23 protein-coding genes and 1 other RNA gene are annotated in these 21,419 nt (G+C 35.0%); 19 read left to right on the forward strand and 5 right to left on the reverse strand.

Going from position 1 to position 21,419, the window contains the following annotated elements; translation table 11 throughout:
* The first annotated feature begins 48 nt into the window (after positions 1-48).
* The 3 genes from menA (at position 49) to AAEU33_RS13840 (ending at position 2,226) form a co-directional block, all read left to right on the forward strand.
* Positions 49-978: a 1,4-dihydroxy-2-naphthoate octaprenyltransferase gene (gene menA / locus AAEU33_RS13830; RefSeq protein ID WP_345988103.1), complete on the forward strand. Its 930-nt coding sequence runs from the start codon at positions 49-51 to the stop codon at positions 976-978.
* Between the two features lie 14 nt (positions 979-992).
* Positions 993-1,442: an SRPBCC family protein gene (locus AAEU33_RS13835; RefSeq protein WP_345988105.1), complete on the forward strand. Its 450-nt coding sequence runs from the start codon at positions 993-995 to the stop codon at positions 1,440-1,442.
* A gap of 97 nt (positions 1,443-1,539) precedes the next feature.
* On the forward strand, positions 1,540-2,226 hold the full coding sequence (locus AAEU33_RS13840) for a metal-dependent hydrolase (RefSeq protein WP_345988107.1): 687 nt from the start codon (positions 1,540-1,542) through the stop codon (positions 2,224-2,226).
* A 15-nt stretch (positions 2,227-2,241) separates the two neighbouring features.
* Here AAEU33_RS13840 and ffs read toward each other — a convergent pair.
* An RNA gene (gene ffs / locus AAEU33_RS13845) (signal recognition particle sRNA small type) lies at positions 2,242-2,339 on the reverse strand.
* A 132-nt stretch (positions 2,340-2,471) separates the two neighbouring features.
* Here ffs and AAEU33_RS13850 point away from each other — a divergent pair.
* The 12 genes from AAEU33_RS13850 (at position 2,472) to AAEU33_RS13905 (ending at position 13,028) form a co-directional block, all read left to right on the forward strand.
* Entirely contained in the window at positions 2,472-3,050 is a 579-nt protein-coding gene (locus AAEU33_RS13850) for a DUF4199 domain-containing protein (protein ID WP_172278392.1), read from the forward strand.
* 17 nt (positions 3,051-3,067) lie between these two features.
* On the forward strand, positions 3,068-4,018 hold the full coding sequence (locus tag AAEU33_RS13855; RefSeq protein ID WP_172278390.1) for a glycosyltransferase family 2 protein: 951 nt from the start codon (positions 3,068-3,070) through the stop codon (positions 4,016-4,018).
* 1 nt (position 4,019) lies between these two features.
* Positions 4,020-4,412: a hypothetical protein gene (locus AAEU33_RS13860; protein ID WP_345988109.1), complete on the forward strand. Its 393-nt coding sequence runs from the start codon at positions 4,020-4,022 to the stop codon at positions 4,410-4,412.
* 19 nt (positions 4,413-4,431) lie between these two features.
* On the forward strand, positions 4,432-5,160 hold the full coding sequence (locus AAEU33_RS13865) for a DUF3667 domain-containing protein (protein ID WP_345988110.1): 729 nt from the start codon (positions 4,432-4,434) through the stop codon (positions 5,158-5,160).
* A gap of 6 nt (positions 5,161-5,166) precedes the next feature.
* Positions 5,167-5,865 (forward strand): DUF2807 domain-containing protein, encoded by a 699-nt coding sequence (locus AAEU33_RS13870; protein ID WP_345988112.1) that lies wholly within the window; start codon positions 5,167-5,169, stop codon positions 5,863-5,865.
* 190 nt (positions 5,866-6,055) lie between these two features.
* Positions 6,056-7,771 carry a phospho-sugar mutase gene (locus tag AAEU33_RS13875; protein WP_345988114.1) on the forward strand — a complete coding sequence of 572 codons (1,716 nt, stop codon included), beginning with the start codon at positions 6,056-6,058 and terminating at the stop codon, positions 7,769-7,771.
* A 136-nt stretch (positions 7,772-7,907) separates the two neighbouring features.
* Positions 7,908-9,161 carry an aminotransferase class I/II-fold pyridoxal phosphate-dependent enzyme gene (locus AAEU33_RS13880; RefSeq protein ID WP_273648159.1) on the forward strand — a complete coding sequence of 418 codons (1,254 nt, stop codon included), beginning with the start codon at positions 7,908-7,910 and terminating at the stop codon, positions 9,159-9,161.
* 97 nt (positions 9,162-9,258) lie between these two features.
* On the forward strand, positions 9,259-10,224 hold the full coding sequence (locus AAEU33_RS13885; protein ID WP_345988116.1) for a phosphatase PAP2 family protein: 966 nt from the start codon (positions 9,259-9,261) through the stop codon (positions 10,222-10,224).
* Between the two features lie 57 nt (positions 10,225-10,281).
* Positions 10,282-11,007, forward strand: coding sequence for a 3-deoxy-manno-octulosonate cytidylyltransferase (gene kdsB, locus AAEU33_RS13890; RefSeq protein WP_273648157.1), 726 nt, complete (start codon positions 10,282-10,284; stop codon positions 11,005-11,007).
* Positions 11,008-11,146: 139 nt separating this feature from the next.
* On the forward strand, positions 11,147-11,809 hold the full coding sequence (locus tag AAEU33_RS13895; protein ID WP_273648156.1) for a histidine kinase: 663 nt from the start codon (positions 11,147-11,149) through the stop codon (positions 11,807-11,809).
* A gap of 48 nt (positions 11,810-11,857) precedes the next feature.
* On the forward strand, positions 11,858-12,433 hold the full coding sequence (locus tag AAEU33_RS13900; RefSeq protein WP_172278374.1) for a glutathione peroxidase: 576 nt from the start codon (positions 11,858-11,860) through the stop codon (positions 12,431-12,433).
* 79 nt (positions 12,434-12,512) lie between these two features.
* The gene (locus tag AAEU33_RS13905) at positions 12,513-13,028 is read left to right on the forward strand and encodes a VOC family protein (protein WP_345988118.1); all 516 of its coding nucleotides are present in this window, start codon (positions 12,513-12,515) and stop codon (positions 13,026-13,028) included.
* Positions 13,029-13,138: 110 nt separating this feature from the next.
* Here AAEU33_RS13905 and AAEU33_RS13910 read toward each other — a convergent pair whose 3' ends face one another.
* Positions 13,139-13,795: an NAD(P)H-binding protein gene (locus AAEU33_RS13910; protein WP_345988119.1), complete on the reverse strand. Its 657-nt coding sequence runs from the start codon at positions 13,793-13,795 to the stop codon at positions 13,139-13,141.
* A gap of 383 nt (positions 13,796-14,178) precedes the next feature.
* Between AAEU33_RS13910 and AAEU33_RS13915 the strand changes: the two genes are divergently transcribed.
* Complete coding sequence (locus AAEU33_RS13915) at positions 14,179-14,532, forward strand: MmcQ/YjbR family DNA-binding protein (protein WP_345988121.1); 354 nt, start codon at positions 14,179-14,181, stop codon at positions 14,530-14,532.
* On the opposite strand, the gene AAEU33_RS13920 is transcribed toward AAEU33_RS13915, so the two are convergent.
* Positions 14,529-15,449, reverse strand: coding sequence for a bifunctional riboflavin kinase/FAD synthetase (locus AAEU33_RS13920; protein WP_345988122.1), 921 nt, complete (start codon positions 15,447-15,449; stop codon positions 14,529-14,531). The two genes, AAEU33_RS13915 and AAEU33_RS13920, sit on opposite strands and share 4 nt — an antisense overlap.
* 321 nt (positions 15,450-15,770) lie before the next feature.
* On the opposite strand from AAEU33_RS13920, the gene atpD reads away from it, so the two are divergent.
* The 3 genes from atpD to AAEU33_RS13935 all read left to right on the forward strand — a co-directional run bounded on the left by atpD (position 15,771) and on the right by AAEU33_RS13935 (position 18,548).
* Positions 15,771-17,279, forward strand: a complete 1,509-nt coding sequence (gene atpD, locus AAEU33_RS13925; protein ID WP_172278364.1) for a F0F1 ATP synthase subunit beta — start codon at positions 15,771-15,773, stop codon at positions 17,277-17,279.
* A gap of 89 nt (positions 17,280-17,368) precedes the next feature.
* The gene (locus AAEU33_RS13930) at positions 17,369-17,650 is read left to right on the forward strand and encodes a F0F1 ATP synthase subunit epsilon (protein WP_172278362.1); all 282 of its coding nucleotides are present in this window, start codon (positions 17,369-17,371) and stop codon (positions 17,648-17,650) included.
* A 79-nt stretch (positions 17,651-17,729) separates the two neighbouring features.
* Positions 17,730-18,548 (forward strand): hypothetical protein, encoded by an 819-nt coding sequence (locus tag AAEU33_RS13935; RefSeq protein ID WP_273648150.1) that lies wholly within the window; start codon positions 17,730-17,732, stop codon positions 18,546-18,548.
* Positions 18,549-18,661: 113 nt separating this feature from the next.
* On the opposite strand, the gene AAEU33_RS13940 is transcribed toward AAEU33_RS13935, so the two are convergent.
* Both AAEU33_RS13940 and AAEU33_RS13945 read right to left on the reverse strand, forming a co-directional pair.
* Positions 18,662-20,851, reverse strand: a complete 2,190-nt coding sequence (locus tag AAEU33_RS13940) for a B12-binding domain-containing radical SAM protein (protein ID WP_345988125.1) — start codon at positions 20,849-20,851, stop codon at positions 18,662-18,664.
* 74 nt (positions 20,852-20,925) lie between these two features.
* Positions 20,926-21,387 (reverse strand): glucosaminidase domain-containing protein, encoded by a 462-nt coding sequence (locus tag AAEU33_RS13945; RefSeq protein WP_345988127.1) that lies wholly within the window; start codon positions 21,385-21,387, stop codon positions 20,926-20,928.
* Positions 21,388-21,419 lie beyond the last annotated feature (32 nt).

Below are 21,419 nucleotides of genomic sequence, written 5' to 3' on the forward strand. Positions count from 1 at the left end.
TAAATGATCACGGCATCATTTATCAATTATTGCTTATCAATTATAACTATGAAAGATTGGATAAAAGCCGCAAGGCTAAGAACTTTACCGCTTTCTTTGAGCGGAATTATTATGGGTAGTTTCATTGCAAAATGGAAATTATACGGTGAAGGAGGGACCTGGGATTGGAAGATTTTTGCTTTAGCCCTGCTGGTAACCCTTCTGTATCAGATCTTATCAAACTATGCCAATGATTATGGTGACGGCATAAAAGGGACAGATGCAAAAAGAATCAGTGAGGCCGAAAGTCGAGCAGTAGCTTCAGGAAAGATTACAGCAAAGCAAATGAAAAATGCAGTGATCTTATTTTCAACCTTGTCCTTTATAGCAACTGTTGTTTTGCTGTACGTTGCATTCATTCCCGATTATATGAATGAGTTTTACATTTTTATAGGTCTGGGAGTTGCAAGTATTTTAGCGGCAATCGGCTATACTGTAGGTAAGAAACCTTACGGGTACATGGGATTGGGAGACGTTTTTGTATTTATCTTTTTTGGTTTGGTTTCTGTTTGTGGAAGTTATTTTCTGTTCACAAAAACATTCAGCTGGGATATCTTATTGCCGGGAACGGCAGTTGGAATGATGAGTATGGCTGTTTTAAATCTTAATAATATGAGGGATATTGAAACGGATCGATTATCTGGGAAGAACAGCTTTGCTTTAAGATTAGGTTTCAGGAATGCAATGATTTATGAGATGATCCTTTTGCAGCTTCCTCTGATTTTAATCCTTATCTTTTTAGGGATAAACGGTTTCATACAGTCGCAAAATTACTATGTATTCATTGTAATGATCCTGTTAATCCCGTTTGCTAAACTGAGAAGGAAAATAATGTCTGTAAAGGAGCCTAAAGAACTTGATCAGTATTTGAAACAAGTGGGTATCCTGACGTTTACTATGGCTGTACTGACAGCAATCGGACTTAATTTTTTTAACTAAACAAATTAATCAGTATGAGTAATTCTCCTGCATTCGTTGAAGCTCAAATGCTTATCAGAAAACCTGTTCATGAGGTGTTTGAAGCATTTATCAATCATGAACTAACCACTCAATTTTGGTTTACGAAATCGAGCGGAAGACTTGAAGAAGGCAAAACAATTACCTGGGAATGGGAAATGTATGGAGTGAAAAATAATGTCACTGTTCATAAAATCATTCCCAATCATCTTATCAAAACAGAATGGGGTGATCCCTCATCTAATGTGGATTATGAATTCAAAGAAATGGAGAAAGGGACTTTGGTTGTGATTAAAAGCTATGGATTTACCCAGACAGGTGAAGATCTTTTAAAGACAATTAATGATAATACGGGTGGTTTTACGACAGTTTTAGACGGTTGTAAAGCATATCTGGAACATGGCATTAACCTCAGACTGATTGAAGATAAATTTCCCCAAAAATAAGTGATGTATTCTTTGTTTATTCAATATCAACAAATCTTTGAAACATTATTTAGAAATACTTGAAAATTATATTTAACATAATTAAAATAAAATCAAAATGAAAATACAATTCTTAGGACAAAATTGTTTTTTGTTCACATACAAGGATAAGACTATTTTAAGTGATCCTTTTTATAATTATAAAAAAGCAGAGTCCGGATTTGATATTTCTGCCCGGAAAATCGATTATATCCTGCTGACCCACGCTCATGGTGATCATATAGCAGATGTGGTGGAAGTTTTGGAATATCATCCAGAAGCTACCGTTATCGGGGTGCCTGAAGTGTGTGGATACTTCAAGGCTGCAAAAAACAAAGATGATGTGAACTTAGGAGGATCGGCAAAAATCGACGATCTTAAAATTTCCATGGTTCCGGCTCACCATACTAGTTCTTTCCCTGATGGAAGCTATGGAGGTGTTCCTGTGGGATATATTTTCAGATTACCTGAAGGTAAGAATATTTATCTGGCAGGGGATACAGGAGTAATGGCAGATATGGAATTATTTCCAAGGCTTTACGGAAATATTGATTTGTCCATTTTACCAATTGGAAGCCATTATACAATGTGCCCGAGAAAAGCGGCCTTTGCAGCTTCTGAATTGCTAAAAACACCAAAAGTAATAGGATGTCATTTTGATACTTTCCCGGCTATTGAAATAAATCATGAAAGTGCCTTAAAACATTTTAGTGATAAAAATGTAGAGCTTGTTTTACCGAAATTGGGAGAGGAGTTTGAATTTTAAACTAAGGGAAATAAAAAATGGCAAGCTACCTACATCACACCGCTACGACCGATTACCTTTGCTGTGTTCCCACCCTGGAGGATTCTCAGGAGCTGGTTGTGTAGGACTTGCCGGTGCAAAGATAGGAATTAATTATAAATTTGAAAATAATATTACAGAAAAATGAACGAAAAAAAGCTTTACTGGTGCTAAATTGCTGAAATTTAGGGTAATAATTTTTCTAAAATTTTTCTAAAAATAAGAATATGACGAAAAGTCCATCCACTATAGGAATTATACTATTTATCGCTACAATGATTGTTTTTTTTGTAGCATACTACTTCTTCTCAGGAATTCATTATTTTGATACATCCCTCAAAATCAATGCTTTCGTATTGCCTGTTATTTATGCAGGAGGAGCATTCTGGTCTGTTAAATCACGTTGGAATACCCATAAAATGGGTTTCAGAGAAGCATTCAAGAGATCTTTTGTACCAATGTTTATTGGTGGGATTCTTTCCATATTTAGCATTTACCTGTTCCTGAATTTTGTTGATACAGATGCTAAAAAACTGTTAAATTACCAGTATGTTGAAAGACAAAAATCTGAATTAGATTCTGAATATCAGTCTGCAAGAAAGATTTTGAAACATCAGAAAGACATTGATGAATTAGATCAAAAATACAAAGAGAGAAGTCAAAGCTTTTCTCCACAAGCTGTAAAAGGAAAAGATATGCTTACTGCAAGTCATTTTTCAGGATATTTTGCAGCAATTCTTATATTTTACGTAGTTTTGTCCCTGTTTTTCGGAGCGTTTTTCAGAACAAAAACGATTCATCAATAAATCTTTATAAAAATTAAATGAACTTATCTATAATTATTCCGCTACTTAATGAAGAAGACTCTCTGGAAGAGCTGTTTTCAAGGATTGATCTGGTTTGCGCAACGAACAATTTATCCTATGAAATCTGGTTTGTAGATGATGGAAGTACGGATTTGTCCTGGAGCATTATCGAAAATCTGAAGGTACAGCATCCACAGATTCATGGAATTAAATTTTCCAGAAATTATGGGAAATCCCAGGCATTGCATGCAGCGTTTGAACGAGCACACGGAGATGTGATCATTACAATGGATGCTGATTTACAGGATTTTCCCGAAGAGATCCCTGATCTTTATAAAATGGTCGTTGAAGATAATTACGACATTGTTTCAGGGTGGAAAAAGAAACGGTTTGACAATGTAATGACCAAAAATGTTCCGTCTAAACTTTTCAATGCTGCTGCTAGAAAAGTTTCAGGAGTGGAGCTGCACGATTTCAATTGTGGTTTGAAGGCATATAAAAAACAGGTCGTTAAATCTATTGATGTATATGGAGATATGCATCGATACATTCCAGTTCTAGCTGCGAATGCAGGATTCAAAAGGATTACGGAAAAAGAAGTCCGTCATCAGGCCCGGCCTTACGGGACTTCCAAATTTGGTACCGAAAGGTTTATCCGGGGATTTCTGGATTTAGTAACACTTTGGTTTGTAAGCCGTTTCGGAGGAAGACCTATGCATTTTTTTGGAGCGGTGGGAACCACTATGTTTATTTTTGGATTCCTTTCGGCATTTTGGCTGGGTGTTTCGAAATTAATTGATGTCTCCAGGGGAATTTACGGCCACCTGATTACCAATAATCCATGGTTCTTTATTGCTTTAACCATGATGATTATGGGAACATTGCTTTTTATTGCCGGCTTCTTAGGAGAAATGATCATCAGGACTAATAGAGAACATAAGAACTATAATATTGATGAAGTGATATAGTATGGAAAATAATCTGCCAAAAATATATTCTAAAAAGGCCATTTTCGGTTTTTCTGTTTTGATGTCAACTCTTTTTGGGGGTATTTTATTATATCAGAATTTAATTGATATTAAGAAGAAAAGAGAGGCTTATATTGTATTGGGTCTTTCCATTTTAATAACAATAGTAACTATAGTTATAGTAAATATTCCGGAAGAACCGAAAAGCTCACTTGCTTATGTCTTTGGTGCCGCTGGAGGAGGTTTGCTCTCAAATTATTTCGTTCCCAACTATTTTCCGGATGAAGAACATTATCCTAAAAAAGAGATTTGGAAGCCTTTGATCATTGCAGCTATCATAACAGTATCTTTTGTTGGCTTAATTATTTATGCTGGATCACTTGAAAATACTTAATATAATGTGATATTTTTCCATGAATAAGAAGAGTTGTTTGAACTGCGGTTATACAATCTCCGGTGAGTTTTGTGCTCATTGCGGACAGAAGACCGACACAACAAGAATAACTCATATCTCACTTATTAAAAATGACATCTTAGGATCCATCTGGCATGTAGAAACCCGTTTCTTTAAAACAATAAAGAGTATTTTGTTTCGGCCCGGGAAAACAGCAATGGATTATATAGCAGGAAAAAGAATCAGATATTACAACTTTATTTCGTTGTTGCTGATTCTTTTCAGTTTTAATGTCCTGACCTTACATTTTTACGAAAAATTTGCAACGAAAGAAGCAATTCCTGAATCTTCTGAAGTAAGGACTTTTTTTGCAAGATACTCCAAAACAATCCTCTTTGTTATTATCCCAATGCTCGCAGTTAACGCTTTTTTTATTTTTAAAAAGGTAAAATTGAATCTTGGTGAGCATTTTATCCTTGGAACAGTAAGTCTGTTAGGAATTTTAGTTATATTTTTGCTAGATGATATCGTAAGTTTTATGGGTTTATGGAAGCCTTTATCAAAAATTACTGATATTGCTGATAAAATTTTATTCGTTCTTTTTATTCTCTTTCCTGCAATCACTTATTGGAATGCTTTTAAAAAATCATACTCAAAACCAGGTTTAATGGTGAGAGTATCAATTCTTTATGTGGTAATGGGAATAGAAAGTCTTGCAATAATTGCTGTTTTATATAAAATATTTTAAGTAAATATGAAAAATATATTGTACACATTTGTGCTTGTAGCCGTAATTTCTTGTGGAAAAGTTTCCCCAAAAGGAAATATTGAGAGAAAAGATGTGGATGTTTCAGAATTTGTCAACCTGGACCTTAACGGGAAGTTTAGGGTATTTTATGCGAGAGGTCCTAAAAATTTTGTTGAAATAGAGACTTATCCAAATGTTGCCAATAACTTAGATGTAGATGTGAAAGACAAAACTCTTTCAATAAAAGAAAAAAGAGGAACAAAGGGAGTTGATTTTTATAATGTGACCATTTATTCAAAATATAATCTTGAAAAAGTTTCCATTTCAGATTCTGTAGAAATGAATATTTCGAGTGAAATAAAAACAGATAATTTTAAGCTTAATTTAAAGAATAACGCTACATTTATGGGTTCAGTGAACACAAGAAGAGCGGAAATAGAGATGGTGAACAGGAGTAGAGCCAATTTTTTAGGAGAAACTAAAAATGCAGTAATAAAGATTTCTGATACGGCTAGCCTGATTGCTCCGTATTGGAAAATCACCAACCTGAATATTGATTCTAAAAACGGGAATTATGCTGAAGTTAATGTAAAAGATTCTCTTAAAGGACATATTCAGAATACAGCAAAGTTTTTATATTATAATGATCCTATCCGCGCTTTCAAAATTGATAAAACAACAAAAGTTGAAAATAAGACGCTATAATAGAAGCTGAAAGTTAGGAGAGGATGTAATTGTTTATAAAAAAGAATAGAAAATATATTTCTGAATAAAGTTGTAAAGAAATATATACAGAAATGCAATAAAAGAATAATAAATATACGCTGCAAAAGTTGATATGGAGACAGCTGAAAGGCCTCCGACATAAGACTTCCAGCTTAAATAAGATACAAATATGACAACATTAGAAAAAGCGAAACTTTGGTTAAGTGAAACGTTTGATCAGGAAACGAGAGATGCTGTGCAATTATTAATTGATAGTAATTCTCCTGATCTGGAAGATTCTTTTTACAGGGAACTGGAATTTGGGACCGGAGGTATGAGAGGAATTATGGGGGTTGGAACGAATCGTTTAAATAAGTACACTTTAGGTCAAGCTACACAAGGACTTGCGAACTATATGTTAAAGCAATTTCCCAATGAGGAAATTAAAGTAGCTATCGCTTATGACGTTCGTCATAATTCCAAAGAATTTGGAAAACTGGTGGCTGATGTTTTAACGGCTAATGGAATTAAGGTATTGCTTTTTAAAGATCACAGACCTACGCCGGAATTGTCTTTTACCGTTCGTGATAAAAAATGTAACGGGGGTATTGTACTTACGGCTTCTCATAATCCACCGGAATATAATGGATATAAAGTATACTGGAATGATGGAGCTCAAATTGTTCCGCCTCATGATGAAGCAATTATCAATGAGGTGTATTCTGTGAAATTTGATGAAATTAAATTTGACGGGAACGATGATCTTATTGAATGGATCGGGGCAGAGCAGGATGATGTTTATATTGATGCCTGTATTGAGAATTCCACGTATCAGAATGTTGGAAAAGAGAATCTGAATATTGTCTTTACATCCATTCACGGAACAACTTATACAACGGTTCCGAAGGCTTTGGAAAAAGCAGGATTCAAAAAGGTGGATCTTGTAAAAGAACAGATGATTCCTAGCGGAAACTTTACTACTGTAGCTTCCCCGAACCCTGAAGAGCCTGCTGCATTGGAAATGGCAATGGATCTTGCAAAAATCACCAATGCTGATATTGTGATTGGAACAGATCCGGATGGTGACAGATTGGGAATTGCAGTGAGAAACCTTGATGGAGAAATGAAACTGCTGAATGGTAATCAAACCAATACTATTCTTACCTATTATATTCTAAATGAATGGAGAAAACTGGATAAGATTACTGGAAAAGAATTTATTGGTTCTACGATCGTTACGTCAGATATTTTCTTTGATATTGCCCAAAAATTTGGGGTTGCCTGTAAGGCAGGTCTTACCGGGTTTAAATGGATCGGGAAAATGATCCGTGAAGCTGAGGGAAAAGAAAAGTTTGTTTGTGGAGGAGAAGAAAGCTTTGGTTTTATGACCGGGGATTTTGTTCGTGATAAAGATTCTTGTGGAAGTATTCTTTTGGCGTGCGAAATTGCAGCATGGTGCAAAGCCAATGGCAGAACGATGTATCAATATATGATTGAGATATATCAGGAGACAGGAATGTACTATGAGGGATTGGTGAATCTTGTCAGAAAAGGTAAGGACGGAGCTGAAGAAATTCAGAACATGATGAAAAATTTCCGAGAAAACCCTCCAAAAGAAATCGCGGGGTCTTTGGTTGAAGATATTAAAGATTTTAAGGAACAAACCCATTTTATTGTTTCTAAAAATGAAAAACAGGTTATGAATGAGATTCCAAAATCCAATGTATTGATTTACTATACTCAGGATGGAACTAAAGTTTGTGTAAGACCTTCCGGAACAGAACCAAAGATCAAGTTTTATATTTCGGTCAAAGATATGATTACTTCCGAAGCTGATTTCAGAGATAAATTAAAATCTTTGGATGAGAAAATTGATCAGGTAAAAGCAGATCTTAAACTAGACTGAAAATGAAAGTTATAAATTTGGTTTATACATTTATGAATGAGAGTATTAGGAAAGAGCTCTCTAATTAAAAACAAAATTTATAACTTATACTTAATAACATATAACATTAGTCAAAAACAATAAATATTTAAATAAAGTGAAAGTTTCAAAATTAGCGGCGAACCTGATTGGTTCTGAAATTGTAAAAATTGGTAATGAAGTAAATGATTTAAAGGCAAAAGGAGCGGAGATAGCCAATCTTACTATTGGTGACCTGAATTCTAATATCTATCCGATACCTGCAAAGTTAAAGGAGGAGATTCAGAAAGCTTATCAGAATAATCTGACGAATTATCCGCCTGCAAACGGACTTTTATCTTTAAGAAATGAAGTTTCAAAAGATCTTAAATCAAGATGGAATCTGGAGTATTCAGCCAATGATATTTTAATTACTGCAGGATCTAGACCTTTGATTTATGCAGTGTATAAGACGATTGTGGATGAAGGTGATAAAGTTATTTATCCTATTCCTTCTTGGAATAATAATCACTATGCTTATCTTACTTCTGCAGATGCTATTGAGGTGAAGACAACTCCTGAAAATAACTTTTTACCTACTGCTGCTGATCTTAAACCTCACTTAAGTGGTGCTGTTTTATTAGCGCTTTGTTCGCCATTGAATCCAACAGGAACGATGTTTACAAAAGACCAGCTTTCTGAAATCTGCGAACTCATCATCGAAGAAAACAAAAAAAGAGGCGCTGATGAAAAGCCTTTATATCTGATGTATGACCAAATCTACTCGAATCTTACTTTTGATGCTAAACATTACGATCCCGTTTCTCTATTCCCTGAAATGAAAGACTATACGATTTATATTGATGGGATCTCAAAATGTCTTGCTGCAACAGGAGTGCGTGTAGGATGGGGGTTCGGGCCATCTCATATTATCGATAAAATGAAAGCTTTGCTTACACACGTAGGAGCTTGGGCACCTAAGCCGGAGCAGGAGGCAACAGCTAAATATTACCAGAACTCTGAAGATGTAAATACTTTTGTTGATGAATTTAAAGGAAAACTGGAAGAAAGCCTTAAAGTCCTTCATAAAGGAATCCAGGATTTAAAAGGCAAAGGATTAGCCGTAGAAAGCATTGAGCCTATGGGAGCCCTTTACCTTACGATCAAGTTGGATTATATCGGAAAAACGAAACCGGATGGGAACACTATAGAAAATTCATCTGATCTTGTTTTTTATCTAATCAATGAAGCGGGTGTAGCTTTAGTTCCTTTCTCTGCCTTCGGAGAAGAAAAATCTGAACCTTGGTTCCGTGCTTCTGTAGGAGGATTAGCAGTAAACGAAATTGAAGTAATGATGCCAAAATTAGAGCAGGCATTAAGCAATTTAAAATAAAATAAATACCCGCAATCAGTTGTTGTAATGAACTTTTGTTTCTGTTGAAAGTCTCATGAACCGGATAGCTGATTGCGGGTATCAAAAAAAACACAAAGTGAAAAAAATTAAATGGCTGTTATTACCCATATCAATAGTGGTATGGTCGCAGAAAAAAGACAGCACCATCGAAAAATCGTTAAAATCACAGAGCTATATTCTCAAAGATGGTTCTGTGCGAACCTATCATAAGCCTAAGCTTTTCGAATTTATTACCAGGGCTCCGAAAGATTTTATAGATACTAATAAGGACTTTGTTGCAAAGGATCATGCTTATTACTTAGGAGGTGCAATAGCAAGTACTTTGGTGCTTATTCCATTCGATCAGAAATTGATTGATAATTCAAGAGAGCTGGGTGAAAAATGGGGGATGAGTGCCGATAATAATTACAGTAAAATCGGAGGAGTTATAAAAATACCGAAAGATATCGGCTCAGGTTTATATCTCATCGGTAATGGCTCTACAGTTGTATTGTTAGGGATAGGTTTTGCGACGTATGGTTGGATAAAAGATGACTACAGGGCTCAGGCAACCGCCAGTGGTTTAATGGAAAGTTTATTGCTTTCCGGTGTTTTTTCACAAACAATAAAAAGGATTACAGGAAGGGAAAGTCCTTTTATAGCAATAGAAAATGGTAATCCCGGAGGACACTGGACTCCTTTTCCAAGGTTTGCAGCTTTTGCTAAAAATACATCAAGTTATGATGCGATGCCATCGGGACATTTAACAACATTTATGTCGGCTATCACGGTGATTGCAGATAATTATCCTGACGCAGTATGGATTAAACCAGTAGGATATACATTGGCAGGAGCGATGGCTTTTCAGATGATGCAAAGCCAGGTTCACTGGGCATCGGATTATCCTTTAGCCTTGCTCATGGGATATTTTATAGGGAAAACCATTTCGAAAAACAGATATACAGTTTCAGGAGCAAGTACAGGAAAAGTAAAATATAAATTGAATTTTATTGCTTCTACGAATCTAGGCTATAATATGGTGGGAGTAAACGTTTCTTTTTAAGAAGAAGTCCATATTTTGCTTATATTTAAAAAAAATTAAAATAATAAGAATCGTTCAATGAAGATCATAGCAGTTATTCCCGCCCGTTACGAAGCAAGCCGGTTTCCCGGAAAATTAATGCAGATTTTAGGTGGTAAAACAGTAATTACGACCACCTATCAGAATGTTCTTGAAACGGGTTTATTTGATGAAGTTTTTGTAGCGTGTGATTCTGAGATTATTTATAATGAGATTATTAATAATGGAGGAAAGGCCGTAATGACCGGGCAGCATGAAACAGGAAGTGACCGTATTGCGGAGGCAGTTCAGCATATAGATTGTGATATTGTGATCAATGTGCAGGGTGATGAGCCTTTTTTAAAGACAGAACCTCTAAAACAGCTGATTGAAGTTTTTAAAGAAGACCAGAATCAGGAAATTTCATTAGCTTCCCTGAAGATAAAGCTGACTGAAAAGGAGGAAATTGAAAACCCAAATAATGTGAAAGTTATCACAGATAATAATGGTTTTGCATTATACTTTAGCCGCTCAGTTATTCCTTACCACAGGGAGATCTCGTATGCTGTAGATTATTTCAAGCACATTGGAGTATATGCATTCAGGAAGCATGCACTGCTGCAGTTTTCTAAACTGGAAATGAAACCTTTAGAAATTTCGGAAAAAATAGAATGTATCCGTTACCTGGAATATGGGATGAAAATTAAATTAATAGAGACCAACTTTATTGGAGTTGGAATTGATACACCTGAGGATTTGGAAAAAGCAAGAAAATTGATCAACTAAATTGCCAACAGGTAAAAAGGAAGAAGGGCTGAATTGCTAAATAGCAAATTTGTAAAATTGTTAAATGAGTACGATTTTACATTTTCACAAATTTGCTTTCTTACAAATTCGCCTTATATTTGAATTATAAATTGAATTAATGAAGAAATTACTTTTAGTATTCGTACTGATTTATTCACAAATTACTTTTGCACAGACCGCTAAGGAAATTATCGATAAAAATATTGAACTATCAGGAGGACTGACAAATTGGAAGCTGTTAAATTCAGTATTACTTCAAGGGAAAGTAATTTTGGGGATCAAAGATGAATATCCGATAAAAATTTATCAGCAACGCCCGAATCTCACTAAAACAGTTCTTACCATTAATAATAAAGAAACTGCGATTGAAGGCTATGACGGAAGTAAAGGATATGCAATGAACTATGCCACAAATAAAGTTCAGGAATATCCGAATTATATTCCCGAAAGTTTTGATAATGATTTCATTGACTGGGAGAATAAAGGTTTTGAAGCTAAATATCTGGGAAAAGAGAAAGTGGGAGATATTTATTGCCATAAAGTAGAATTAACAAAAAATGTCAATAAAAATTTCTATTATTTTGATACCAATACCTATATGCTTCTTAAGGAAATAAAAAAAGATGAAACATTAACGTATTCGGAGTATAGAAAAGTGGGAAATCTATTAATGCCTTTCAGAATTGAATCTTCAAGTCCTAAAAAAGATGGGGATTTTGTAATGCAGATCAATAAAATAGACATCAACAAAGTTTTTCCTGCCAATATCTTTAAATTTTAATAGTCTATATAAATAACGCAGTGAAAACTGCCACTAATCATATTACTCATGAAAAAGATCTTCTTATTGCTACTTTCTTTTGTAGCGTTCTTACAGAGTTGTACCAACCAAAAAAGTGAAATTTCTAAAGCTAAAACCAATGAACTTATGGGAAAAACAATATATGATTTCAAGGTAGAAAGCCTTGATGGCAAAGAGATCAATTTTGCAGACTTTAAAGGGAAAAAGATCCTGATTGTAAATACGGCTTCGGAATGTGGATTTACCCCACAATATGCGGATCTGGAAAAAGTTTATGAAGAATATAAAGATAAATTGGTAGTAGTGGGTTTTCCTGCCAACAACTTTGGAGGTCAGGAACCGGGAACCAATACCGAGATCGGTGCATTTTGCCAGAAAAATTATGGGGTAACTTTTCCATTGGCTGCTAAAGTTTCTGTAAAAGGGGATGATACAGCACCTATTTTTAAATATCTGACAGAAAAAGAACTGAATGGAGTTAAGAATACTACAATCCTTTGGAACTTCACTAAATTCCTGATCGACGAAAACGGTAAATTAGTAGATAGCTTTGTAAGCACTACGAAGCCAACTGATCAGGCGATTACAAAATATTTTAAGTAAACAAAAAAAAGTATATTTTTACAAAGTGGGTGTTTTCACCCACTTTTTTTATATGGTTAAATAAATAAAAACGTAACTCATGAAAAAGATCATTTTTGCGCTTTGCATTCTAATTTCTTTTATATTAGGATTTGCCTTTAAATCTGCTACTGATGGCAGTGAGGACCGTCTTAAAAGAGTAACAGGGATTGGTGGAATTTTTTTTAAATGTAAAGATCCTAAGAAAATGAGAGAATGGTATAGCGATCACCTGGGGCTTCACACCAATGAATATGGGGCGGTATTTGAATGGTACCAGGGGGCTGATAACTCTAAAAAAGGATTTAGCCAGTGGAGTCCTTTCAATGAAAAAACAAAATATTTTCAACCTTCAGAAAAAGACTTCATGATCAATTATAGGGTAGAACATCTTGATAAACTGGTTGAAGAGTTAAAAAAAGAAAATGTAACCATCGTGGATAAGATCGAAAGTTATGAATATGGAAAGTTTGTACACATCATGGATATAGAAGGAAACAAAATCGAGCTCTGGGAGCCTAATGATGTTGAATATGAAAAATTAGGGAAAAGTATGAATAGTAAAACGACGAAGTAAAGTCTGGACTTCGGTTTGAACCAGAAAACATAAATTTCCACCCTCAAATTGTTATCTTCCTCTAACCTCTAACCTCTAACCTCTAATCTCTAATTTCTAACTCTTAACCTTCATTCATTCGTTTTCTCAGCAAAACAAAATATATTTCCCAGTTTTATACTGGAATACCCATAGCTTTTGATTTTAGAAGAATTGATCATGGCTTTGGCTAAAATATGAGTTGGCAATGGCTTCTGGCTTTCCAAAAGTCCGATTTTGTTGGCAAATTTTATAATTCGGCTTCCGAGAACTTCTCCCGTTCTGTCGGAATCCTTTCTTTCCAGCATGCCAGGTTTAAAGATGGTTATTTTATTAAAATGCAGTTGCTTAACAGCTTCTTCAAGCTCGCCTTTCATTTTGGAGTAGAAAATTTTGGATTTAGGATTTGCCCCGTATGCAGAAACAAGAATGTAGTCATCCACATTGTTTTCCTTCGCAGCTTTTGCAAATTCATACTGATAGTTGAAATCTACTTTTCTCTGGGCTTCTTTACTTCCAGCTGTTTTCAAAGTGGTTCCCAGGCACGAAAAAGCAACATCACCTTTTACTGCTTCTTTCCATTCTTCCGGTGCATCAAAGTTTACGATGTGAACGTTTAATTTATCACTCCTGATATCAAGAGGTTTTCTGACAAATACATCAACTTCATCGAATTCCTTATCGTTAAGTAATTGATTGACTAAATCTTTACCGGTAGCACCTGTAGCGCCAATTACCAAAGCTTTCATAATAAATGTGATTAGTGATGATGTTGTGAACTTTTCTTTCCTACCTAAATTTACTAAATTTGAAATTAATAATAAAGATTAAAAGATTAAAAGATTAAAAGATTAAAAGATTAAAAGATTAAAAGATTAAAAGATTAAAAGATTAAAAGATTAAAAGATTAAAAGATTAAAAGATTAAAAGATTAAAAGATTAAAAGATTAAAAGATTAAAAGATTAAAAGAACTTGATAAACACTAATTTTGCACTATCAACTATCAACTATCAACTATCAACTATCAACTATCAACTATCAACTATCAATTATCAATTATCAATTATCAACTATTAAACTCTCACTTTCATCTTTTAACTAATAACCCATTAAAACAATCAGCTATTAAAAATGGATGCCAACGAAATATTGGATTACTGTCTTGCAAAAAAAGGAGTCACCGAAACTTTTCCTTTTGACAATGAAACGCTTGTGATGAAAGTAGGAACGAAAATGTTTTTATTAATGGGACTGGAAAGACAGCCTTTAGCAATCAACGTAAAGACCGATCCTGAATGGAGTGCCGAACTTCGGGAGCAATATCCGCAGATTACCGGTGCTTATCATATGAATAAGACCCATTGGAATTCAGTTTCTGTGGATGGGTTAAAAAGAGATCTTATTTTTAAAATGATTGATCACTCCTATGATCTTGTTTTCTCTTCATTAACGAAAAAAGCCAGAGAAGAAATTCTCGCTGATTAGAAAGCAAAATTTTCAGTAAGTCTTTTATCTTCATCCAATCTTTCGATCAATTTTTCAAGACCTTCGAATTTGATTTCTTCATGAAGAAAATCCCTGAATTTTACAGTGATCTCCTGATCGTAGATGTCTTCGTTGAAATTTAGGATATACACTTCAACCGTTAGTGCGTCGCCGTTTACAGTAGGATTGGTTCCTATACTGAGCATTCCTTTATATGGCTGTCCTTTAATATATACTTCAACAATATATGCTCCTTTTTTAGGCAATAACTTAATGGATTCGGTACTGATATTAGCGGTAGGATAGCCAATAGTTCTTCCTATTTTCTTGCCATGAACTACTTTTCCTGAAACAGAGTAGGAGTAGCCAAGCATTTCATTAGCTTCTACAATATTTCCCGCTAAGAGAGCATTTCTGATTTTGGTAGAACTGATATTATTTTCGTGGATATTGATGGCTTCCATTTGTTCCACTTCAAAATCCAATTCTTTAGACAGTTTTTGGAGAAGTTCAAAATTTCCGCTTTTATTTTTTCCAAAAGAATGATCATATCCTATAATAAGGTATTTTACATTCAGCTTATCTATAAGGACCTGGCGAACAAAATCTTCTCCTGTAAGATTTCTGAATTCCTCATCAAATTCTTTTAAAAACAAATTATTGATCCCATATTTATCAATCAACAATTTTTTTTCTTCCAGGGTATTTAAAAGTTTTAAATCTTCATTGGGATTAAAAACAAATCTCGGATGTGGCCAAAAAGTAAGGATAGCAGTTTCCAACTGGTTTTCTGCTCCTATTTTTTTTAGTTCATCGATAATGCACTTATGTCCCAAATGTACCCCGTCGAACATTCCTAAAGACAGTGCTAAAGGCTTTTGCGCGGAATAGTCATTAAAATTCTTGAAAACTTTCAAAACGGAAAAAATTTGACTGCAAATATAAAACCTTTAAAATTATCTATTATTATATAGTAAGAGTTATTTTCAATGAACAATTTCGATAATTTGCTGTCTGAGAATTGTTGTCAATTTTAATTTTTGTGAATGAATAACAGTATAAATTATCAATTATTAAATTTTAATCAGTCTGTTTGAGATTTTTAACAGTGAATTTTGTACCTGAATTTTGATTTCCGATTCTGTTCATCTGATCAGAAAAGCATGATAAAAATCTTTTTTTTACCAATTGTGGGTTTATGAAGAATCATTATATTTGCACCAAGAAAAAATTTAGCAATGGCAAACCAAATTAAAGGAAAAATTTCTCAAATTATTGGTCCGGTAATCGACGTAGTTTTTAATAATGTGGAAGCAGTTCCAAGTATTTATGACGCGTTAGAAATTACTAAAGGAAACGGTGAAAAAGTAGTCTTAGAAGTAGAACAACATATTGGTGAAGATACGGTAAGATGTATCGCAATGGATGCTACAGATGGTCTTACAAGAGGTCAGGAAGTAATCGGATATGGAAATCCTATTACAATGCCGATTGGTGAGGCTGTAAACGGAAGACTATTCAACGTTGTTGGTGATGCTATCGACGGGCTTCAGAATATCTCTAAAGAAAATGGATTACCTATCCACAGAGAAGCTCCGAAATTTGATCAGTTGTCAACTTCTGCAGAAGTTTTATTTACAGGTATTAAAGTAATCGACTTAGTTGAGCCTTATGCAAAAGGAGGTAAAATTGGATTGTTCGGTGGTGCCGGTGTTGGTAAAACAGTATTGATCCAGGAGTTGATTAATAATATTGCAAAAGGACACGGAGGTCTTTCAGTTTTTGCCGGAGTAGGTGAAAGAACGAGAGAAGGAAATGACCTTTTGAGAGAGATGTTGGAATCAGGAATTATCAAATATGGTGATGATTTCATGCACTCTATGGAAAATGGTGGTTGGGATCTTTCTAAAGTAGATTTAGAAGCGATGAAAGATTCAAAAGCTGCATTCGTTTTTGGACAGATGAACGAGCCACCAGGTGCAAGAGCGAGAGTAGCTCTTTCTGGTCTTACATTAGCTGAGTACTATAGAGATGGAGGAGAAAGCGGACAAGGTAGAGACGTTCTATTCTTCGTAGATAATATCTTCCGTTTTACACAAGCTGGTTCAGAGGTATCTGCACTTCTTGGACGTATGCCATCTGCGGTAGGTTACCAGCCGACGCTTGCTTCTGAGATGGGAGCGATGCAGGAAAGAATTACATCTACTAAAAACGGATCTATTACTTCAGTACAGGCAGTATATGTACCTGCGGATGACTTAACTGACCCGGCTCCTGCAACTACATTTGCTCACTTGGATGCAACTACAGTACTAGATAGAAAAATTGCTTCTTTAGGTATCTATCCTGCGGTAGATCCATTGGCTTCTACTTCAAGAATCCTTGCACCGGAAGTTATCGGAGAAGAGCATTATAACTGTGCTCAGAGAGTAAAAGAAATTCTTCAGAGATACAAAGCTCTTCAGGATATCATTGCGATCCTTGGTATGGAAGAACTTTCTGAAGAAGATAAATCTGTTGTTTACCGTGCAAGAAAAGTTCAGAGATTCTTATCTCAGCCTTTCCACGTTGCTGAACAGTTTACAGGTATCCCTGGTTCATTGGTAGATATTAAAGACACCATCAAAGGATTCAACATGATTATGGATGGAGAACTTGATCATTTACCAGAAGCCGCTTTCAACTTGAAGGGGACTATCGAAGAAGCTATTGCAGCAGGACAAAAAATGTTAGCTGATAACGCTTAATAAGTTAGACATGAGATATCAGATACTAGACATGAGACTTTAAAGGTTGTCTGAAATCTGAGATCTGAAATCTTTTAATCTAAATTAAAATGAATATAAAAATTTTAACACCAGAATACGTAGTTTTTGAAGGCGAGGTAAACTCTGTTTTACTTCCGGGAAAAAATGGTGAATTTCACATCATGAAAAACCACGCAGGAATCGTTTCTTCATTAATTAATGGTAAAGTAAAGCTGTTTGTGAATTCTGTCGATGAAGCTTATGCCAAGAATCTTACCAGAGAGAATGAAAAAGATTCTGTTTTTTCTTATTCTATCAAAAGCGGTGTTGTAGAATTTAATCATAATAAAGGAATTATCCTTTGTGAGTAATTAAATGAAAAGCTAAATATATTTTCAAGAAAGTGTAACTTTGGTTACACTTTTTTTTATGTAATGTAAATCTGATTTTATGAGGAGTATGATCATGTTGTTTATGATGATGGGAATTGTGTTAAACGCCCAGAATTTTAAAACCAAAAGGGGTATTATAAGTCTTGATGGAGTACATGTTGCTAAAATTTCAAATAAATCAAGTGAGTACACTTTTATGGACCTGAAGGAGACGCCTATTTATACAATAGAATTTGTTGATAAAAGCGTTGTGGATTCTGTAAGGGACAGTTACATAAAATTGAACAGAGTATACAACAGGGATAAGACCATTGAGTTGGATTACAGCTCTCCTTCGGCCTTTTCCGGTGAAGAAAGATCTGCAGTATATACTTGTATAAAAGACCTCAAGATCATTGATAACAAAGGTATTAATGTTAAGAATTTAGATGAGCTTTTTCAAAATACACCCAAAAGAAAACTCGATACTAAAACCAAGGATGCTTATTCCATACGGAGTAAAATTGACAAAATGAAAATTGAAGTCAACAATGTAGGGGAAATTCTCAGCAATGGTGTCCCGGTCGGATATTTTACGAATTTGCCGGTAAGCTTCGGATCTGATGATAAGATTGCTGAGAAAACATTTGTAGATATTGAAATCTATGATGCCAAGAGCAAATATATTGGCAAATACATTACCACTACCAAGCAGATCAAAACAGCCGGTGGAAAAAGTTTTACATTGTACAGGGAAATGTCCGGAAGGGCTTCAATTTTAAAATTTCCGACTTATAAAGCTATTGCAGAACGGATGGCAATTTTAGATCCGAATTTTATTAAAATTCAGGAAAAGGTTGTTGTAGGACAGGTCGTAAAAGATGGTGTAGAGAAATAAAAGTTTAGTGTTTAATAATTTAATTGTCTATGGAATGCCAGGTTTGATTCATTTATAAAAATCAATCAAAATTTGGATCAGCTAAAGATCCCGGTAGACTTCTCAATTAGAAACTACAAACTTAAAATGACACCATTATCTTTAAGTTGCTGTATAGGTTTTGAAAACCAGAACAGTTCAAAATCCTCGAAGTTCTCTTCAAACTGAATTTTAAGCTGTTGCAGGGTTGTCTTTTTTGCATTTTCAATGGCGTTTTCCGCAAGCACTTTCATGAGCCATTCTGCTTTTGGCTGCTCCAGATCTATTTTTACGATATTTGTTTTTAAATGGAATGTCAGTTGTGTATATGCCCACGAATTTTGTTTCTTTGTTTTTATGTAATTCTCGGCAACAACATTTCTGTCTATAAAAATAACCTTTGAGTTTCCTTTAAAAACAAAATGATCTTCTTCTAAAAGGCAATCGTGGATATAATCGGGGTGAATGGTTGTTTTGGGAATTTTAAAATCAAACCAATCCTGTAATGGGATATCAAAATTGATTCCGTGCATATAATTGAAAAGCGATTTTTTTAATCCGAAACTGAATTTACTATGGTCAATTCCTGTTTTATCTGTAAAATCAATATCGTTATTGGCAAATAAAATTTCCTGTTTAATAGGAGTAACGCCAAATTCTTCAGGATGTAAACCCACCGGAGAATGAGCCGTCATGGCAAACTGATGCCAGAATCCACTTTGCAGAATTCCCATTTCAAAGAGCTGCCGCACCATTTCCAGTGAATCAATTGTTTCCTGTACAGTTTGGGTAGGGTAGCCGTACATAAGGTAAGCATGGATCATTATACCGGCTTCAGTGAAATTTCTTGTAACCTGAGCCACCTGATCAACGGAAATCCCTTTATCAATCAATTTTAAAAGACGGTCACTGGCTACTTCCAATCCTCCTGAAACAGCAACACAACCTGAAAGCTTCAGTAAAAAACAAAGATCTCGGGTAAAACTCTTTTCAAAACGGATATTGGTCCACCAGGTCACGACGAGATTCCTGCGCAAAATTTCCAGCGCAACTTCTCTCATTAAAGCGGGTGGGGCAGCTTCATCCACAAAATGAAAACCGGTTTCTCCAGTTTCTTTAATCAGCTCCTCCATCCTGTCGACCAGGATTTTTGCAGAAACAGGCTCGTAGATTCTGATGTAATCCAGCGAAATATCACAAAAAGTACATTTTCCCCAATAGCATCCATGAGCCATTGTAAGCTTGTTCCATCTTCCGTCGCTCCACAGACTGTGCATTGGGTTGGCAATTTCAATGACTGAAATATATTGATCGAGTAAAAGATCTGTATATTCAGGTGTTCCGACCTGTGCCTGTTTATAGTCGTGTCGTTTAGAGTTATTCTTATAAGTTACCGTATGGTTCTCAATGAGGAAAGTTCTTTTAAATTCGGCTTCTTCAGTTGGGTTATTTAGATGGTTATAAAGAAGCTCAATTGGGAGCTCGCCATCATCTAAAGTAATAAAATCGAAGAATTCGAAAACCCTGGGATCTTTTATTTCCCTTAGTTCCGTGTTTGGAAAGCCACCACCCATCGCTGTTTTAATGTTTGGGAAATTTTTCTTGATGTATTGGGCACATCGAAAAGCGGAGTACAAATTCCCCGGAAAGGGGATAGAGAAACAGACAAGTTTGGGTTGTACGGTCTGTAGCTTTTCCGCTAAAATTTCTAATGTGATATCATCGATAAATGTTTGCCGGTCTGATAATTTGGAATATAGCTCGTCAAAAGAATTGGCACTTTTCCCCAGGCGTTCTGCATACCGGCTGAAACCAAAATCGGAATCTATATTTTCAACAATATAATCAGATAGATCCTCCAAATACAATGTGGCCAAGTGTTTTGCTTTATCCTGAAGCCCCATGTTTCCGAAAGCATATTCCATATCATCCAGCTGATTGAACCGGGAAGCTTCCGGTAAAAAATTCATGCTACAGATCTGGCGGGCCAAAGTGGCATTTTTACCTTGCAGGAAATGAATGACCTGATCAATGGTTTTTACATATTCGTCCCTTAGAGCGAAAATCCTTTGGGTATTTTCTGACAACTTCTCAAGATCAATTTTCCTGGAAAAAATGTTCTGAAGACCCTCTTTTGAAAAAAGTTCCAAAATAACTTCAATCCCCAAATCGATCTGATAACTGGTAATATTTTTGGTATTTAAAAAACCTTTAATATAAGCCGTGGCAGGATAAGGAGTATTAAGTTGGGTAAAAGGCGGAGTAATCAGAAGAAGATCTTTCAATAGGAATTTTTTTGCAAAATTATCACATCTATATCATACAAAAAAATTAATGGCCTGTAAAAGATGAATTGAACTTATTTTTGTAAGCCGAATTTAGCAATGGTAGAATTTATTTTCTTTATCCATTCATTAGGTTTGGTAGAATAACCTGTGGAAGCAATAGCTTTAACCCAATCGTTACTGTTATTATTATCTTTTAACCGGGTATAGATTTTCTTTTTGGAAAGCATACGGCAAAAAGCTTCATAGCTTTCGCGAACGGTACTAAAGCTTTTAAATTTAGAATTATTCACATCGTTCTTTCCCAAAATACCAAAGTGATTATTAAGGGTTTTGCTAGCCTTGCTGGTTCCGGCTCCGGACTCCACAATAGCTATCGCGAGTATGATCGAGCTTGGAATCCCGTATTGTTTTGAGAGATCTGCTGCAATATCTTTATGGTTATCTATATAAGAATGCTGGGCATTAGCTGTTGTAAAGAAAAGCGTAAAAAACAGGCCGATAATTGCTGTTTTAATATTTCTGGAATTTCTCATATACATCTATTTTGATATCAATCTATTAGATA

The organism is Chryseobacterium sp. Chry.R1, from assembly GCF_039645525.1.
GTDB classification, from domain to species: Bacteria; Bacteroidota; Bacteroidia; order Flavobacteriales; family Weeksellaceae; genus Chryseobacterium; species Chryseobacterium proteolyticum.